Origin of the sequence: Paenibacillus cookii, assembly GCF_018333375.1 — a bacterium.
GTDB classification, from domain to species: domain Bacteria; phylum Bacillota; class Bacilli; order Paenibacillales; family Paenibacillaceae; genus Paenibacillus_AQ; species Paenibacillus_AQ cookii.
In genome coordinates this window covers 186782-204693 of sequence record NZ_BORW01000002.1, presented here as the reverse complement: position 1 = coordinate 204693, position 17912 = coordinate 186782, and the positions used below count along the sequence as shown (strand labels likewise).

Annotated in this window: 13 protein-coding genes; 7 read left to right on the top strand and 6 right to left on the bottom strand. The window is 54.2% G+C overall.

The window, feature by feature from the left end; translation table 11 throughout:
* Positions 1 to 22: 22 nt before the first annotated feature.
* The 4 genes from KI367_RS27430 to KI367_RS03760 all read right to left on the bottom strand — a co-directional run bounded on the left by KI367_RS27430 (position 23) and on the right by KI367_RS03760 (position 6804).
* Entirely contained in the window at positions 23 to 5032 is a 5010-nt protein-coding gene (locus KI367_RS27430; protein ID WP_281422483.1) for a rhamnogalacturonan lyase family protein, read from the bottom strand.
* A 537-nt stretch (positions 5033 to 5569) separates the two neighbouring features.
* A complete protein-coding gene (locus KI367_RS03770; protein ID WP_212947685.1) occupies positions 5570 to 5800 on the bottom strand; it encodes a VOC family protein in 231 nt (76 codons plus the stop codon).
* 1 nt (position 5801) lies between these two features.
* Entirely contained in the window at positions 5802 to 6290 is a 489-nt protein-coding gene (locus tag KI367_RS03765; RefSeq protein ID WP_052147298.1) for a VOC family protein, read from the bottom strand.
* 64 nt (positions 6291 to 6354) lie between these two features.
* Positions 6355 to 6804, bottom strand: a complete 450-nt coding sequence (locus tag KI367_RS03760; protein WP_373316195.1) for a MarR family winged helix-turn-helix transcriptional regulator — start codon at positions 6802 to 6804, stop codon at positions 6355 to 6357.
* 301 nt (positions 6805 to 7105) lie between these two features.
* Here KI367_RS03760 and KI367_RS03755 point away from each other — a divergent pair, with 301 nt between their 5' ends.
* The 4 genes from KI367_RS03755 (at position 7106) to KI367_RS03740 (ending at position 11591) form a co-directional block, all read left to right on the top strand.
* Positions 7106 to 8674, top strand: coding sequence for a catalase (locus KI367_RS03755; RefSeq protein WP_373316199.1), 1569 nt, complete (start codon positions 7106 to 7108; stop codon positions 8672 to 8674).
* Between the two features lie 271 nt (positions 8675 to 8945).
* Complete coding sequence (locus KI367_RS03750) at positions 8946 to 10331, top strand: carotenoid oxygenase family protein (RefSeq protein WP_036714080.1); 1386 nt, start codon at positions 8946 to 8948, stop codon at positions 10329 to 10331.
* Positions 10332 to 10333: 2 nt separating this feature from the next.
* The gene (locus KI367_RS03745) at positions 10334 to 10951 is read left to right on the top strand and encodes a VC0807 family protein (RefSeq protein ID WP_036714078.1); all 618 of its coding nucleotides are present in this window, start codon (positions 10334 to 10336) and stop codon (positions 10949 to 10951) included.
* A 19-nt stretch (positions 10952 to 10970) separates the two neighbouring features.
* A complete protein-coding gene (locus KI367_RS03740; RefSeq protein WP_052147297.1) occupies positions 10971 to 11591 on the top strand; it encodes a TetR/AcrR family transcriptional regulator in 621 nt (206 codons plus the stop codon).
* Positions 11592 to 11649: 58 nt separating this feature from the next.
* Here KI367_RS03740 and KI367_RS03735 read toward each other — a convergent pair whose 3' ends face one another.
* Together KI367_RS03735 and KI367_RS03730 are read right to left on the bottom strand one after the other, a co-directional pair.
* Positions 11650 to 12195, bottom strand: a complete 546-nt coding sequence (locus tag KI367_RS03735; RefSeq protein WP_212947683.1) for a DUF2812 domain-containing protein — start codon at positions 12193 to 12195, stop codon at positions 11650 to 11652.
* Positions 12196 to 12202: 7 nt separating this feature from the next.
* Entirely contained in the window at positions 12203 to 12541 is a 339-nt protein-coding gene (locus KI367_RS03730; RefSeq protein ID WP_306433213.1) for a PadR family transcriptional regulator, read from the bottom strand.
* 484 nt (positions 12542 to 13025) lie between these two features.
* On the opposite strand from KI367_RS03730, the gene KI367_RS03725 reads away from it, so the two are divergent.
* The 3 genes from KI367_RS03725 to KI367_RS03715 all read left to right on the top strand — a co-directional run bounded on the left by KI367_RS03725 (position 13026) and on the right by KI367_RS03715 (position 17465).
* Positions 13026 to 15569, top strand: coding sequence for a LamG-like jellyroll fold domain-containing protein (locus tag KI367_RS03725; RefSeq protein ID WP_212947682.1), 2544 nt, complete (start codon positions 13026 to 13028; stop codon positions 15567 to 15569).
* Positions 15570 to 15804: 235 nt separating this feature from the next.
* Positions 15805 to 16764, top strand: a complete 960-nt coding sequence (locus tag KI367_RS03720; protein WP_036714068.1) for an AAA family ATPase — start codon at positions 15805 to 15807, stop codon at positions 16762 to 16764.
* Between the two features lie 62 nt (positions 16765 to 16826).
* Positions 16827 to 17465, top strand: a complete 639-nt coding sequence (locus tag KI367_RS03715; RefSeq protein ID WP_212947681.1) for an RNA ligase family protein — start codon at positions 16827 to 16829, stop codon at positions 17463 to 17465.
* The last annotated feature ends 447 nt before the right edge of the window (positions 17466 to 17912 follow it).

Genomic DNA, 17912 nt, shown 5'->3' with positions numbered 1-17912 from the left:
TATGAAAAACCGCTTCACCATCCTATTTGACGGTCACTTTTAGAATGTCGCTTTTGGTAACCCCGCTGCCGTTCTCCAGCTCAACCTGGTATTTGTACACGCCCGGGGTTCGGCCTTCCACCTTGGTGGCGGCCGTTTGCGCCCGCGGCGTTGCGGCAGTCAGCGTCTGCGTGTCGATGAGAACGCCGTTTTCGTATAGCCGATAAACGTTTCCGTTGGTGCCCCACCACAGATTCATCGTGACCTGGTAGTTCCCGTCGCCATCCCAGTTGTCATCCGACAGGACCGGTTTGCCGGGAGCGGCGTGCTTGACGGTAACCGTATGCGGTTCGCAAGCGGTCGTTCCGAAAGCGTTCGCGAGCTCGCAGGTATATTGATAGATGCCGTCCGCCCGCCCCGAAATCGGCGTTGCCGCCGTCTGGGCGGCAGGGGAGTCGTCCGTCAGCCTCTGCGTATCGATCAGCTTTCCGTTTTCGTACAGCTTATATTCCGTACCGTTATTCCCCCACCACATGTTCATGGTGATCGTGTAGTCGCCGTCCAGAAGGCCGGTATCATAACCGTTATCGTCGGACAGGACCGGCTTGCCGGGCAGGCCTTCCGCCTTCGCAGGATCTTCCGGCCCGCCGACGTAGCGAATCAGCGGCGCCGCAGGCTCCTTCATGCCCGCTCCGAGGTAAAAGCTTGGATGGGGCGGCTGGTTGTAGCCGACGTTCTGCCAGGCCACGCCAAGCCGGTACACCGGATCGTGCATCAACGTGCGCAGACGGTGTTCCGTCGGATCGACCGTCGTGTAAATCCGCAGCTCGGTGCTGTCGGCGGAGCGCCAAACGGCTTCTTCGCGCCAATCGCCGAACAGGTCGGCCTGGATCATCGGATTGCCTTTCGTGAAATTGTTGGAGAGCGTGCCTTCCGCCGTCAGGAGATTGACCGTTTTTTTGTTCTCGTAATCCCATTTGTCGATCGTTCCCGGACCGGCGCCAAGCTCGCTTTTCCAATCGTGGTTCAGCAGTTCGCGCAGCAGGTCGCCGTCCCACCAGATCGCGAAATTCGCGGAAGAAGGAAGGGTTTCGCCGATGAGTTCTCCTTTGGCGCTGTAGAGCCCCGAAATCGGAACATGCTGTTCATTCGTGATGGTGGAAGCCCAAGCTTCCTCGCCCGGATAACGGGGATCGATATCCGCCGTCAGACCCCGGCCCGTGTCCAGGCCGGTATACACGCCCCAAAGGATTTCCCCGGTAGCGGCATCATGCATTTCCAACCCGTATTTCGAGTCCTTATGTTCATGTACGCCAAACACCTCAAGTCCCGGACGTTCCGGATCGAGATCGCCGAAATGCATCGCATCGCCGTGTCCCAGCCGGGTGCTGTACAACGGTTTCCCGTTATCGTCGATTGCAAGGGCGCCGAAGAGCACCTCATCCTTGCCGTCTTGATCGACGTCTCCGATCGACAGATTATGATTGCCTTGCCCGACATAGCTTTCGTTGCCTTTGTCGTTGGTGTCGAACCGCCATTGCTGCGTCAGATTGCCGTTCTGGAAGCGGTAGGCGGCCAGGACGGTGCGCGTATAATAACCGCGGCTGAAAATGACGCTCGGATGCTCGCCGTCCAAATAGGCGACGCCGGCCAAGAAGCGGTCGACGCGGTTTCCGTATCCGTCGCCCCAAGACCCGACGTCTCCCCGGGGCGGATCGTACGGGATCGTCGAAAGCGCTTTGCCCGTCGGCCCGTCAAACACCGTCAAAAATTCGTCGCCGAGCAGCACGTATCCGGAGCTGTTCCGGTGATCCGCTTTCGGATCTCCGATGACCGTGCCTTGGCCGTCCACCGTGCCGTCGGCGGTTTTCAGCGCCACTTCGGCTTTCCCGTCGCCGTCCAGATCATAGACGAGAAACGGGGAATAATGCGCTCCCGCGCGGATGTTCGGCCCGAGATTGATTCTCCACAGCCGCGTGCCGTCCAGTTTATAGGCGTCCATGTAAACGATGCCGGTATAACCGCTCTGCGAATTGTCCTTCGCATTGGACGGCGACCATAACATTACGATTTCGTAGGCGCCGTCCCCGTCGAGGTCGCCGACGCTAGCGTCGCCGGCCGCATACGTGTACGGCTGGCCGTCTTTCGTATAAGCGTCGGCCGGCTTTTGCAGCGGAACCGAAAGGTATTGCTGCTGCCATACGCCGAATTCGGCACTTGCAGCCTGTTCCTTGCCTTGGATGACCGTCGTCAGCTTGTAAACCGAGTCCGCTTTGCCTTTGGCATCGATCATATTCGTGCGGTCTTTGATCGGCTGTTTGTTCAGCTTCACGCCGTCCCGGTAGACGTTAAAGGCGATGCCGTCCGGATCCAGCCCAAGCATCCGCCAGCCGATGTAGTTGCCCTTGCCGGTGCGCACGGCAACGGGGGCGCGGTCCAGATATTCCATATCCCGATGGAGCGTCGTGACCGCTTCGGTCTTCAACGGTTCCGACATCGGCGAGATGCCGCCCGCGTTGACCGACGCCACCTGATAATAATAAGGAATGGTGGTCAGCACGGTTGCGTCCGTGTAGGCGTTCGTTTTGGTCTGGCCGACAAAAGCGTATGCGCCGTCGGCTTTGTCGGCACGGTACACGTTGTACAACCGGGCGCCGTCTACTTTCGTCCAGACAAGCGTGACGTCGTTTTTATGAATGGCTTCGACTTTCAGCCCTTTCGGCGGGGCTGCCGTCGGCACGTCCGGGTCGATCGTCGCGACCTTTAGCGTGGCGGACGGAACGGATTCGAAGCCCGCGCCGTCAACGGAAGTGACTGTGTAAACATACGTTTGCCCGACATCGGCCGTCGCGTCGGCAAAAGCCGTATCAGACGTTTCGCCGATCAGCGCGGGAGACGCGGAACCCTCCGTCTGCCGGTAAATGCGGTATTTGGCTGCATCTTCCGAGGCCTGCCAAGACAGCTTTACCTTCACCGGATCGTTTGCCAGATCGACTTCGTCGGCCTTCAACGACGCGGGCGCAAGCAGGATCGGGGTAATCTCCAGCCCGTTCAAATGGGCGGTTTGGCCGCTGAAAACGAGATTCATCTGGCCGTCGGTCACCGCGATTTGGTTAAACACTTTTTCGGCGATGTTTTCTTTCCCGGAGGAGACCGTACCGTAGTCTTTGCCCTCGATGTTCACGTTCGTTTTCGTTGACCCGATCCAATCCCCGGTATAGGTTTTGACGGCGTAGGAGCCGTTCGGGAGATCGACTTTGAATTCGTAGCTGCCGCCGAAATAAATGACAAAATCCCTCCGGAGGGCATCCGTCACGCTGCCGCGGTCGCGGTCGGCCATGCCGGCGCTTGAAGTCAATCCGTATCCGCGTTCCGGAGTATACAAAACGTTGCGGTTGACCTCGGTATAACCTTCGGCGACCGGGGAGCCGACAGGTCCGAAATCAAACCGGTATTCGGCCGATTTCGTCCCGATCCGCACTTCGTCCGAGGCCGGTGATTCGCCGCGTCCGTTGACGGCCGTTACGCGGATGGTGTATGCCGCGCCTTCCGCCATGCCTCCGATCGTCATCGTCGGAACCGTCGTCGTGCCGATCATGGCGTAGGACGTTTCCGGCTCGGATGCGAGTTTGCGGTAGACTTTATACATTTCCGCCGCGTCCACCGGATTCCATTTGAGCACGGCCCCGGCATTGCTGATGCTCCCAGCCGTCAGCCCTTCCGGTTTGGCGGGAACGGTTTCCGGCATGTCGGTCTCTTTGACGTACCCGGACAGAGGCAAACCCAGCTCCTTCACGCCCGCTGCAACAAGCCGGGCGATTTGGATGGCACCGTATTTCTGAAAATGGGTATTGTCCGTCACGCCGTTCGGGAACGCCTGGTACACGCCCGGTTCGGCGAACAGGAACACCGATTTGGCGGCTTCCGGACCGATGGAATCGTAATAGGCGACGCTGAGCGAGCTGAGATCGACCAGCTTGACGTCGAGCTCTTGCGCGACTTCCTTCATCGCCTGCACGTATTCCGGAAAGCTGACGTTGAATTTGCCCGTATCGGCGTTAAAATCCCTGCGGCCGACCGGCGTGATCAGGATCGGCGTTGCGCCGCGTTCCCTCGTGCCAAGCACGTAGGTTTTTAAATACCCCTTGTAATCCTCCGGAGACGCGTAACGGTCCGGGCGGCTGATCGTCGCGTCGTTGTGCCCGAATTGGATCAGCAAATAGTCTCCGGGGACGATGCTCCGCAAAATGTCGTCAAGCCGCCCCTCCGTAATAAACGTTTTGGAGCTGCGGCCGCCGATGGCCCGGTTATCAAAGCGGACATCCCCCGTGAAATATCGGTCGATCATTTGCCCCCATCCCGCTTGAGGATCCCAATACGGATCATAGGTTTGAGCCGTGGAGTCGCTGGCGATGTATGCGGTCGGCACGCCGTCCGGCTGCCGGTCGGGCAACTTGCGGATCACGAGGGCGTTGATTTTCGGGGCTGACCCCGAAAACTCCAGATTCAACCGGCCGTCCACAAGCGCGATCTCGAAATTCATTTCCAAATATTGGCCGGCAGGCTTCGTGGTCTGCTGCACTTTTTGCATGAGTTCGGCCTTGATTGCAATATCCGTCGATTCAACTTCGTCCCCGGCGATCAGCGACACCGTATAATCGCCGCTCGGCAAATCCACGAGAAACGACGTGTCCTGCGGCATCGCAAAATCGGATCGGACCGGATCCGGGGTTCCCCTGTCGGCGCCGGAAACTTTGGCCGGTTCTGCAAAGCCGTATTTGAGCTCCGCGGAGTAAGCCGTGGATGCCTGAACTGGTATGTATCCGTCCGCGACAGCCCCGGGACCGAAGTCAAAGCGCCACTCGCCATCGCCGGCAAGCGGGGGAGGGGAGGAGGGACCGTAGACGGAATTAGTGACGGTCGCTTCCGGCACGTGCTGCGGGCTTGGTTCTTCCGCATGGGCGCGCCCGGTGCCCGAAGGAAGCATAGGGGCGAGGATCAAGGCGGTGCTTAGGAGCGTCAAAAAAGGACGCTTGAAAAACAAAGTTCGCATATTACGGTCATACCCTCTTTCTTACTAGAGTTTGCGACAGCACGATATCGATGGAAAGCGTTTGCAAAACAAAATGCGGTTCCATGGCGCATCAACAAAACCCAAACGTCACGTATTCCGGACCGGACATCCCCCCCATGCAAAAATTGGCAAAAGCGAATCCCAATCACATAATAGGACGTTCGCCGCCGGATTCACATGCAAAAAACCGTCCATTTTCGTTAAAAATCAGACATTCCATCTTCTTAGGAAAAACAAAAACCAACAAAAAGAAGACCGCTTTCGGGCATCTTGCTCGATCCCGCTACGGCCTTCCCCGCTTTCAACGCCGGCCGCTCGGCCGTACAACAGAATAGTGAACCTTCCCCAAAGATGTTACTTCTCCAGTCCTTGCTTCCGCTCAAAACAGGTCACCTCGAACATGACTCCTCCCAAGGCCGTAAAATACAGCGTATACCCGCCCCGGATATTGCGCGGCTGCGGCAGGGTCCCGTCATGCCAGCGAGAAGCGGCCAACCGGTCGCAGAAACGGTCCACTTATTCGGGCGTGTCGACGATGAATCCCAGGTGGAATCCTTCCGGGTAGGCCGGCGCCTCGCCTCCAAATGCTTGCGGATTGCTTGCGACGAGCGTGAAGCCGCAGCGGTCGTTCATGACCAGCATGGCGTCTCCTTTTTGCTGCTCCAATTCGAAATCGAACAGGTTTTGAAATAGCTCTTTGGCTTCGGCCAGGTCGCCGACGCATAGATTCAAATGGTTTAAACGCATGTTATTCTACCTCCCACGCGGCTTCGATTTGTACGCCGTTCTGATCGACGAATATAAAATTGCGGATGGCGCCTTGCCCGTAAATGTCCGTCATAACGGTGCCTTGCTGCTGCAGCGTTTGGCGCAGTGTCATGGCCTCTTGCTCGGAAGCCAACGCAAACGCGATATGCTGCAGCGCTCCCGGCACGAATCGGTACAAGTCCGCAGAACCCGGATCGTCCATCAGCCGGCGGATCGCATCGGCGCTTGAGGTTATTTCGGCATCGGGGTATTCAAAAAAATGGAGCCCCCATGCATCGGTGTCGCCCGGCTTGATAAAGCAATGCCTGCCGCGCTGTTTCATCGCCGGGTAAATGTTGCCGGCTTTCATGCCGAGAACATCCTCATAAAAGCGAATCGTTGCATCCAAATCCGGGGTTACCAAGGCGGTATGATGGAAGCCGAGCCAATGAAAGCGCGGTTGTTTCCCATGTTGATCCAATACATCCATTTCAAATGCTCTCCTTTCAACAAACTAATTAGAATTCTAACTACTTGGGCGAAAAAAGCGGATTTTACCGCTTCTCGAATATTCCGACCATTTTGACCAACAGCTTCTTCAACGAGTCGAACTCCTCGGGCGTTAAGCCAGCCTTGACCTTGTTTTCGACGTCCGCGGCAAACCGCTCCGTTTCATCGGCCGTCCGCACGCCTTCGTCGGTCAAGAAGATCAGCTTGAACCGGCCGTCTTCAGGGTGATCCTTGCGCACGATGAGCCCTTTTTTCTCCAGGCCGTTCATCAGGCTCGTCACGCTGGGACGTTCGATCATCAGGATCGGCTCGATTTGGGAGGAAGTGATGCCCGGAAATTGCCGGATGATGCGCAGCGCGCTCCACTGCGTATGCGTCAGCCCCAAGGGTTTCAACATTTCCTCGACATCCTTGCGAAGCGTAATGTACCCCATCTTCATCAACCGCCCGATGGGACCGTTCTGCCATTTCCACTCGGATTTTCGCTCCGACACGTTCATGCACCCCAAACTAGTTAGAATTCTAACTAGATCATAACGATGCAGATCCTCATTTGTCAATAAGCAAATTCCAAGGCCGGCCGAAGCCCCACAGACTTCATAAACTTGGCGGAGAACGGGGAGACGGCATTCCATCCGTATAAAAAGAAATCCCTTTGGCAAATCTACCTTGAGACGAGAGTATACAAGGCAAAATTTTGCTTTTATGGAGGGCGACGACCTAATGGCGAACGAACAAAAACCATCAGAACACGGAACTTCGGTCACGGGCACGGGCGATGCGCTGGACCGGCGGATGGGCACTGGGGAAGACGACATGACGCTGACTACGCGTCAGGGCCATCCGGTTACCAACAATCAAAGCATCCGGACCGTGGGCAACCGCGGGCCTGCGACGCTGGAAAATTATCAATTCATCGAAAAAATCACCCATTTCGACCGGGAACGCGTGCCGGAGCGGGTGGTGCATGCCCGTGGCGCGGGCGCGCACGGCTATTTCGAATCCTACGGGAAGGTGGGAGACGAGCCGGTTTCAAAATATACCCGGGCCAAGCTATTTCAGGGGGAAGGCAAAAGAACTCCCGTTTTTGTCCGTTTCTCAAGCGTTATACATGGCGGGCATTCCCCGGAAACGCTGCGCGACCCGAGAGGATTTGCCGTCAAATTCTATACGGAAGACGGCAACTGGGATTTGGTGGGCAACAACCTGAAAATCTTCTTTATCCGCGATGCCATCAAATTCCCCGATATGATCCATGCCTTCAAACCCGATCCGGTGACGAACATTCAGGACAACGAACGCTTTTTCGACTTTTGCTCCAACTCGCCGGAAACGCTGCACATGGTGACGTTCGTGCAATCCCCATGGGGGATTCCGGCCAACTACCGGCAAATGCAGGGTTCCGGGGTGAATACCTACAAATGGGTGAACGACAAGGGGGAAGCGGTGCTCGTCAAATACCATTGGGAGCCGAAGCAGGGCATCAAAAATTTGACCCAGAAGGAAGCCGAAGCGATTCAGGCGAAAAATTTCAACCATGCGACGCAGGATTTGTACGAGGCGATCGAACGCGGCGACTATCCGGAATGGGAGCTGTTCGTGCAGATTTTGAGCGACGACGAACACCCGGAACTGGATTTTGACCCGCTGGACGATACGAAGCTGTGGCCGAAAGAGCAAATTCCGTGGCTTCCGGTCGGGCGGATGGTGCTGAACAAAAATCCGGAGAACTATTTCGCGGAGGTCGAGCAAGCGGCGTTCGGAACCGGCGTTCTCGTGGACGGTCTGGATTTTTCCGATGACAAAATGCTGCAAGGCCGCACGTTGTCCTATTCCGACACCCAACGATACCGCGTCGGCGCGAACTACTTGCAGCTGCCGATCAATGCGCCGAAAAAGCGCGTAGCGACCAACCAGCGCGACGGGCAAATGACGTACCATGTGGACCTGGCTCCCGGCCAAAACCCGCACGTCAATTACGAGCCATCTTCGTTAAACGGGCTGCAGGAGGCAGCCCGAACGAGCGCCGACTATACGCCTCACGTCGAAGGAAAGCTGGTGCGCGAGAGCATCGACCGGACGAATGATTACAAGCAGGCAGGGGAAACGTACCGGGCGTTCAGCGATTTCGAAAAAGACGAGCTGATCAGCAATCTGGTGAACGGTCTCTCTTCCTGCAAACCGGTCATTCAGAACAAGATGATCGAGCATTTGACGAAATGCGACCCGGATTACGGGCGCCGCGTTGCCGAAGGACTCAAGCGGCATGGGGCTAGCAATGACCACGGCCCGCTAGGTGCGACCGGAACACACGAGGCGGTGAAGGAAGCGGAGCGTAAAGGCCACGAGAGTGATTCCTATTAAGCAATTTGACGTGAACGAAAAATAGAACGGCAGCAAAACTGAAGCTAACCAGCGCAAACGTTCCCCCGGAATCCCCGCGCCTGGTTAGCTTGTTTTTTTGAAGCGATCCAAATGCGGATTGCAAAAAAAATTTCCAAAACCTGTTGACATACCTTCGGTAGGTATGTAAAATTTGAGATACCTACCGAAGGTATGTTGAAGCTTTTGCCGAATAATTACGATCAGCAAACAAGTATGACGTTTAAAAATCAATGGGAGAGGATGATCCAGGTTGAGCAACGGATCGAAATGGCTGTTTACCGATTTGAAACAAGAGCTTGAACGGGAGCCGCTTCATATTCAAGGGATCTTCCCGGAATGGCTGTCGGGAACTTTATTCCGGAACGGACCGGCCAAGTTTATGGAAAGCCATCTGTTCGATGGACTCGCAATGATTCATAAATTTGCGATTGACCACGGCTGCGTGACGTACTCGAATCGTTTTCTGCGTACGCCGGCCTACGATCGGGCCATGACAAACGGGCAGACGTTATCGGGATTCGCCTCCCCTTCGTCTTCCGGGGCCAAAGGCTATAACGCCAATGTCAGCGTCACCCGGATTGACCATCACTTTGCAGCCCTGACCGAATCGCCCGACATCGTCGCCTTCGATCCTTGCTCACTGGGAACGATCGGCGTTCTCCCTTACGAGGACGACCTGCCCGCACATTACACAACGGCTCATCCTCATTACGATTTTCGCCGCAAAAGCTTGTTTAATTTCACGGTCCAGTTCGGCCGAACTTGTTCCTACCATGTGTACGGGATGCCTGATGGGACCCGCCGCCGCAAGCTGATCGGCACGGTGGAGACGACAGCGCCTGCGTATATGCACAGTTTTGCCATGACGGAAAACTATATCGTCCTCGTGGAATTTCCGCTGATCTTCAATCCACTCGAATTGATGCAAGGCGAGAAATCGATCGCGGACAGCATGCACTGGATGCCTGAAAGAGGAACCCGTTTTCTCGTGGTCGGCAAGAACAGCGGCAAGCTTGAACGTGTTTTCGAAAGCGATTCTTGCTTTTCGTTCCATCTGATCAATGCATACGAAAAGCAAGGCGACATTTTTATTGATGCGTGTGCGATGAAAAAAATCTCCATGGGCTCGATCAATCCCGGGCATTTGAGCGAATCGGCGTATAACCCCTCCAATCAGCCGGCGATGCTGCGGTTCAGATTGTCGCCCGGGAAAACCGTGGCGGCCGTTGAACGCTTATCCGAGGAAACGATGGAATTTCCAGGGATTCATTATCGCTGGTCGAACGCAGCGGAATACCGATACGCCTATGGTACCAGCACCAACCGGAATCGTCCCGAAAGCATAGAGAATCAGTTGGTCAAGGTGGATACGCACTTCGGAACGGCAAAAACCTGGTTTCAGGAAGGTCATTATCCGGGGGAGCCCGTGTTTGTGGCCACGCCCCATGCTTCAAGCGAAGACGATGGCGTCATTTTGTCCGTCGTATTGGACGGCGATGGCGGAAGCTCCTACCTGCTTGCGCTTGATGCGGTTACGTTTGAAGAGCTTGGCAGGGCAGTCGTCCCGCATCATATTCCGTATGGGTTTCACGGTTTGTACACGAATGAATTATTTAATGAAGAGGAAGGGGGATAACTATGAAAACTCGTCGAGCCATCATCGTTACTCTGGTTTTGAATATCGTGCTGCCTTACTTGATTTACACCATGCTTATCCCGCATACTAGCAGCATTGTCGCTTTGTCCGTCGCTTCCGTCGTTCCGCTTTTCGATTCCGTTTACAGCCTGATCAAGTCGCGCAAAGTGGATGCATTCTCCAGCTTTATCTTTTTGGGCCTTATTCTTGGGGGCATTGCCGTTCTCGTTGGCGGCGACGAACGTTTCATCCTGCTGCGCGAATCCTATGTGACCGGGATCATGGGGATTTTGTTTTTAGGTTCGCTCTGTTTTGCCCGGCCGCTCATTTATTATTTTGCCGACAGATTTACGGGGCATGATCCGAACATGGAGCAGAAGTGGAACCAATCTCCGGTTTATCGGCGCAGGTTCCGTTTGATGACCGGAGTCTGGGGCGTTTGCTTGCTGCTGGAGGCAGGCGTCAAAGTGGTGCTTGTTTACAGTTTGTCGGTGCCGGCTTTCCTTGCGATTTCGCCTTTTTTCACTTATGGCATCATCGCGTTGGCGATTTGGTGGAATATCGCCTATGTCAGAAAAATAAAAAAACAGGCTGCGCGCAATACCGGCGTGACACCGTAATAGGGAGGTTAACCATATCATGTCCATAGACAAACCAATGAATGAAAGCTTAAAACTGCTGCTAGACACTGCGGAAGAGATGATATTGGAAAAGGGGTGCCGGGCGACGACGCTTCAGGATATCGCGGACCGGGCCGGATTGACCAAAGGAGCGATCTATCACTACGTCAAAAGCAAAGATGAGCTTTTCGGCATGATTTTGGAGGCGGGATTGGAAAAAACGAACCAGCGTTTTTATGAATCCGTCGAAAAATCCCCAGGCGGCGACGAAGGGCTTCAAGGCCCGATGAACGCGCTGTCGCAGCGGATCGGGAGGGTCGGGGCGGCCGACAACGCAACCACCCTGATCTTCATGTATTTGCTGAGCAACAAAGATAAACCCGCCGTGGCGGATATTTTGAAACGGCATTACGAAGCTTCCATCGAGTCTTCCACGAAATGGATCGAGGTCGGGCAACAGCATGGAGGCATTCCTGCCACGATCGATGCGAGAAAGGCTTCACGCATGTTGGCGTTGTTCAAGAATGGACTGCAGATTCAGCGCATTATCGGCGCGGACGACCATATCGACGAAGCGGAAGTATACAAGTTTTTGATGAGCGCGCTCACGCATGATGATGCTAAAACGGATGAAGCCTAGTGTTTCATTCGTTTTTTTGCTTTACAAGAATTTTGCAAAAACGCGGCGACGATAGTCGTTAGGAGGTTATTTTTTTGATCTTTTTCCCTGTTTTCACATAACCGTACCCCAACAAACCGAATAAAAGCACGTAAATGCAGGCTACAGGAAGGATGATTCCCCACACCCCGCTGTAATGGTTCAATACATTGACCATATTGGTTGAGAAAATGATGACATTCGTAAGCATCAATATTCCGATGACGCGCTGAATTTTTTTGTAATGCTCGGTCAAAGATTCGGTATCCGTATACAGCTTCGGGAGGTCACCCGATTCCCATTCCGTGCGGAAATAATGCCACGCGCCTTTGTAAGAAGATACATATTCCCATCCGGCGTCTTCATACAAATCCTTGTATTCCTGCAGGCGTTCCGTCCCGAGTCCGGGCTGATAATCCAAACGGTAGGTGTACCGTACCGAAGGATTGCGCGTGAATAAGCTATGGAATGTCCCCGCTTTCTTAAGGTGGAGCCCCTGAGCGGACAATTCATTTAACCATTCTTCTTCTTTCTCATAGTTCCAGCTTGTCGTGAAGCGGAATCTTTTCTCCAAATGCTCACCCATGCATTCGTCACTCCTTCGTTTCATTTACTACCTGTTCGCCTGCCGCCAGAAGCTCCTTCAGCCGAACGATTTCCGCAGCGACAACGTTTTTTCCGTCAGGTGTAATTTGGTACATTTTACGCCGGGGGTCCGAGCCTTCAGGCATAGGATAATGATCGATCAGTCCTTTTTTCAGCAACGTATTCAGCGCTGTGTACAGCGTTCCCGCGCCGATTTTCACTCTGCCGCCGCTCATTTTTTCCGTATCCTGCATGATCCCGTAACCATGCGCGGGCTCTTTGTACAAGGCAATCAATATATAATAAAAAGCTTCGGTCAGCGGCAGCATCTGTTGAGGTGATTTCAACGGTGTTTTCCTCCGAAATATAATGAGTTTCGATATATCATCTAACGATATATTAAGATCTGTTATATCGAATGTCAATATAAAATCTGCGGTATGTGATGTGTTGGTCCTCCTTAAACGGGGTGATGCGGCATCTTCCATTTTTTGTTTTAGTTATTTGTTAAATGAAAAACGAACGTCACTTTCGGCGTGCAAAAATATAATGCCAAGGCGATCATGAATTTTATTCTTTTTCGGCTTATAGTAGCTTGATTTTTAACCAAAGGTCGTAAAAATATATTTGCTACAGTATTGAATTTTAAATTGATTTAATATACCATTATCTAAAATGTTTTAATTAGTTTCAAATAAAATACAACTTTAGTTGTAAGCGTTTCATTATTCGAAGGGATGCAAGAAAGGGGATGCAGCCGGGGTACATAAAGGAAATGCGGTGCAGAAAGGAATCGTTCAGTTACGGAAGGACAAGAGAGGAGAGGCATAAATGAAAAGAAAAAGCGTATCGGCGCTCGCCGCGTTGATGCTGTTTGCATCGTTAACGGGGCCGGCGTTTGGACAAAATGGGGCAGGAGCTGCCGCCGGCAGCGGCAAAGCGGGGAAACCGGAAAACCAGGGAGGAAGCAAACCCGTGTTTACGAACGTATCCGTGCACGACCCATCGATCGTGAAGGACGGGGACACCTATTATGTATTCGGTTCGCACATCGAGGCGGCCAAATCGAAGGATTTGCAGAACTGGACCCGCTTTACGAACGGCTACACGACGCCGGGGAATGCGCTGTACGGGGATCTGTCCAAAAATCTCGCGGAGCCGTTCGCCTGGGCGGGAGAAAACGATTCGGACAGCAAAGGGGGATTTGCGGTCTGGGCGCCCGAAGTGTTCTGGAACGAAAACTACATCAACGCCGACGGCTCCAAAGGCGCTTACATGCTCTATTACTGCACGTCCTCGACGTATATCCGGTCCGCGATCGGTTTTGCAGTGTCGCAAAACATCGAAGGCCCGTACACCGATGCAGGCACCCTCGTCTACTCCGGATTCACCCGGAACGATGCCAAGGACAAAGACAGCCAGGTCAACAAAAAATGGACGAATACGAACATCCAAAAGCTGATCGAAGGCGGTACGTTGTCCGGAGCGAATGAACACTGGTTTAACCCGGACGGATCTTACGCCAACGGCACCTATCCGAACGCGATCGATCCGAACCTGTTCCGCGACAAGGACGGCAAGCTTTGGATGAGTTACGGCTCGTGGTCCGGCGGCATCTTCGTGCTGGAGATCGACGAGAAAACCGGCAAAGCGATGTATCCGGGAAAAGACGGCAAAACGGCTGACGGACGCCTCGTCGACCGGTATTTCGGAACGAAAATCGCCGGCGGATTCGGCAAATCCGGCGAAGGACCTTACGTCATTTACGACAAGGAGACCGGATACTATTACCTGTATATGACCTACGGATGGCTGGGCGCCGACGGCGGGTACAACATGCGCGTATTCCGTTCGAAAAATCCCGACGGATCTTACGTGGATGCCGGCGGACAAAGCGCCGTTCTGCCGGGCGATACCGACAACGCGCTGTACGGGAACAAACTGATGGGGAACTACCTGTTCCAGCGCGACATAGGCGATCCGGGGACGGGCATCGGCGTGGGGTACGTTTCTCCCGGACACAACTCCGTCATGATCGACGAAAAAACCGGCAAGCGCTTTCTGGTATTCCATACCCGTTTCCCGAACATGGGCGAGGCGCATGAGCTGCGGGTGCATCAGATTTTCACGAATGCGGACGGCTGGCCGGTCGTCGCTCCATACCGGTATACGGGCGAATCCTTGGAGAAGGTTGACCGTCAGGAGCTGATCGGCGAATACAAATTCATCAACCACGGCAAAGAAACGAACCCGGCGATTGAGCGGGCGAAATATATCAAGCTGGAGAAAAACAATACCGTCTCCGGCGACGCAACCGGCACATGGAAAAAGACGGGGCATAACGCGGCCGAGCTTACGATTGGCGGCAAGACTTATACGGGCGTATTCGTCGGGGAATGGGATCCGGTGTCCGAACGCCGGGTCATGACGTTTACGGCGACCTCAAGCGAAGGCGTAGCCGTATGGGGAAGCAAGCTGGAAGAGCAAACCGACAAACAAATCATCCAGGCCGTTTATCAAGATTTGAACCTCGGGGATACGTCGAAGGTCGTTTCCGATTTGGCCCTGCCTGCCGAAGGTACGCGGCATACGGCCATTTCCTGGGAGAGCTCCGACCCGTCCGTCGTGTCCTCCAAAGGGGAAGTGCACCGTCCGGAAGAGGGCTCCGCGGTTTCGGCGGTTCTAACCGCAACGATCGCGCGCGGGAAAGAGAAGCTGACGAAGCGTTTTGACGTTACCGTCCTTCCGTACGTCAAGGCGGAGCTAAGCGCCCGTTACGGGTTTGACGGAAACCTGTCCGAAGAAGCCGGACGCTTTGAAGCGGGCGCCGTTTCCGGGGACCGGATCGACAAGACCGGAGGCAGCATCACGTTTGCCGAAGGCAAAAACGGTCAAGCGGCGCGTTTTGACGGCAAATCCGGAATCCGGCTGCCGAAAGGGCTCATTGCAAGCAACACGTATTCCGTCTCCCTCTGGGTGAAACCGGAGGAGCTGACGACGTATACCCCGACCTTCTTCGGCGCCAAAGACAGCGAGCATTGGGTAAGCCTGGTGCCGCGCGGTCCGGTGAAGGACAACACGATGGTATGGTCGGGCAGCGCGAGCTGGTACGACGGACCGGCGGGAATGACGGTTCCGGCCGGGGAATGGACCCATCTGGCATTTTCCGTGGACCGCGGCACGTTAACGCTTTACGTGAACGGGGTTCAGAAATTTAAAGGAACGAATTTCCCTGACATTTTCGGCGGCGGGGATGCGGTGTTCAGCCTGGGAGTCAACTGGTGGGATGCGCCGTTCAAAGGGCTGATCGACGACCTTCGCATTTATGACGGGGCCCTGACGCCTGCACAGGCCGGCGAGCTGCCGAAGATGTAACGTGAACAACGGAAACACGGTTCAATAAGATACAAGACGGCTTTCATAACCGGGGCGTAAGCAGAGGTGAAAAACTGCTTCGCCCCGCTTGCTTTTTCGGGGGGCATAACGGCTTTAGGCCCGGTCTTCCGGCAGCGCGCATGTGAAAAGTTTGGAATCCGCATGAAACAAAATCGCCGAAGACCGCGTATAAAAGAAAGCACCGGAAAAAGGTGCGCGAAAGGAGGTGATAACGATGAGCACGATTCATATGCTGGTCGGCCTCCCGGGCAGCGGAAAAAGCCATTACGCGAAAGAATTGAGCAAACGCCAGCGCGCCGCAGTGGTTGCGACGGACGCCATCCGCGAAAGGTTGTTCGGCAGCGATACGATTCAAAAAAACGCATACTTGGTCTTTGATGAAGCTTATTCGGAGATCGGGAAGGCGCTCGAATCCGGACGAAACGTCATTTTTGACGCCACGAACGTGAGCCGCGACCGCAGGTTGAAATTTTTGAAACGATTCAGGGACGTGCCGGTGGAATGCCATGTGCTGACGACGCCGCATGAAGTGACCGCGCAGCGCGATCAGGCAAGGAAACGCCGGGTCGGCGAGCGGATATTGGAGAAATACGCCAAAAGTTTCGAATTCCCCGCCGCAGGCGAAGGTTTCGAGAAACTGCATTTGGTGCATTTTCCGTCGGCAACGGGACTTCGGCGCGGGACGCTGGAGCAGCTGCTGGCCAGCCGGCCGGATCATGGCACGCTTTTTGCGTATTTGTCGGCGTATCCGCATTTTCGCACGATGCTTGGCTTCGACCAGGAAAATCCGCATCATTCCAAGACGCTGTCGGAACATACGTATGCCGTCCTGGAATATTTGAACGCCTGCTACGAAGGGGAGCATTTGCTTGCCATGCAGTTGGCCGCATTGTTCCATGACATAGGCAAGCCGTTCAGCAAAGTATGGAAAGCATCCCGCGGCTATTACTCGTATTACGGGCATGAGCATGTATCTGCGGCTATCGCCGCCCATGTGCTGCAGGAGCTCGGATATGACGAAGGATTCGTTTTGCATGTCGTCCATTTGGTCAGCTTCCATATGGATATTTTGCATGGCGGCGATGCCGGAGCGTCGAGGATTTACCACCTGCTCGGCGAGGACCTGCTGGCAGAGCTTTATTTTTTCGCCGAAGCCGACACGTTTGCCAAATAAGCGTGCGCCGCGATCTTGAAGCGCATCCGCTTGGCGTGATCACATCACGGGAGGTGAAGGACATGAAAATAAAATACCCGCGCACGATGCATTTGCCATGGTCAAGAAGCTATACCGACGACGACAGAATTTTGCGGACCACCGATCATTTTGCGGGCCGCGAAGTGGTCATTACCGAAAAAATGGATGGGGAAAACACGACGATGTACCCCGACGACATCCATGCCAGATCCCTTGACAGCAAGGATCATCCGTCCCGGCACTTTGTCAAAACGCTGCATGGCGGGATCCGGTATTTGATACCGGAGGGCTACCGGTTATGCGGGGAAAACGTATATGCCAAGCATTCGATTGAATATGTATCATTGCCTTCGTATTTCATGCTGTTTTCGGTATGGAACGAGCGCAACGTATGCCTTTCCTGGGACGAAACGGAAAGTTGGGCGGCGCGTCTTGGGCTGTCGACCGTTCCGGTATTGTACAGGGGGATATGGAGCGAAGAAGCGGCTAAAGCTTGTTACACGAAGCTGTCCCGCTGCGGCGGAGAGCAGGAAGGGTACGTCGTAAGGCTGGCGTCCGCGTTCCGATACGAGGATTTTCAGCAAAGCGCGGCCAAATTCGTCCGCAAAAACCACGTGCAAACCGACGAGCATTGGTTAAGCAAGCCGGTCGAACCCAATCGGTTAGCCCCATCGCCGTAAAAATAGCAGCTAGGTCAAGCAACGGGATAAGCGGTTCACAATTCAAGAAAAGAAAGGCGTGTTGATCATGTAATTCGTCCGACAGATTTTCCGAGTTGAAGAAAAACCCGGCGGTACTATACATACGATGGGAGCAATCCTTAAAATTCCGTGCCTAAAGACGTTTATTCGGTTATCGTCATCATGCACAGGGAAAATCGAATGTTAGGAGAAATCTACTAAACATTCCAGTTCAAAAGCACTGTTTAAAGCCGTTTCACGTCCGGGAAATTGATGCAGCAGCGCAAAGGTTATATACTAATACATAATCAGGCTATGGAACCCCCTTCCTTCTATTCATCTTCCAATGGGCAATAGGGATTCCGATTTCCTGATTTTTTAGTTTCATAGCTTCATAACCTTACGGGGTACCCAAAAAATGCGACATTCACCCAAGAGCACCAAGTA

Excerpts from the sequence above, each read along its gene's own strand:
- KI367_RS27430 (WP_281422483.1), bottom strand. The coding sequence starts at position 5,032 with ATGCGAACTTTGTTTTTCAAGCGTCCTTTTTTGACGCTCCTAAGCACC.
- KI367_RS03770 (WP_212947685.1), bottom strand. The coding sequence starts at position 5,800 with ATGCGTTTAAACCATTTGAATCTATGCGTCGGCGACCTGGCCGAAGCC.
- KI367_RS03765 (WP_052147298.1), bottom strand. The coding sequence starts at position 6,290 with ATGGATGTATTGGATCAACATGGGAAACAACCGCGCTTTCATTGGCTC.
- KI367_RS03755 (WP_373316199.1), top strand. The coding sequence starts at position 7,106 with ATGGGCACTGGGGAAGACGACATGACGCTGACTACGCGTCAGGGCCAT.
- KI367_RS03745 (WP_036714078.1), top strand. The coding sequence starts at position 10,334 with ATGAAAACTCGTCGAGCCATCATCGTTACTCTGGTTTTGAATATCGTG.
- KI367_RS03740 (WP_052147297.1), top strand. The coding sequence starts at position 10,971 with ATGTCCATAGACAAACCAATGAATGAAAGCTTAAAACTGCTGCTAGAC.
- KI367_RS03735 (WP_212947683.1), bottom strand. The coding sequence starts at position 12,195 with ATGGGTGAGCATTTGGAGAAAAGATTCCGCTTCACGACAAGCTGGAAC.
- KI367_RS03725 (WP_212947682.1), top strand. The coding sequence starts at position 13,026 with ATGAAAAGAAAAAGCGTATCGGCGCTCGCCGCGTTGATGCTGTTTGCA.
- KI367_RS03720 (WP_036714068.1), top strand. The coding sequence starts at position 15,805 with ATGAGCACGATTCATATGCTGGTCGGCCTCCCGGGCAGCGGAAAAAGC.
- KI367_RS03715 (WP_212947681.1), top strand. The coding sequence starts at position 16,827 with ATGAAAATAAAATACCCGCGCACGATGCATTTGCCATGGTCAAGAAGC.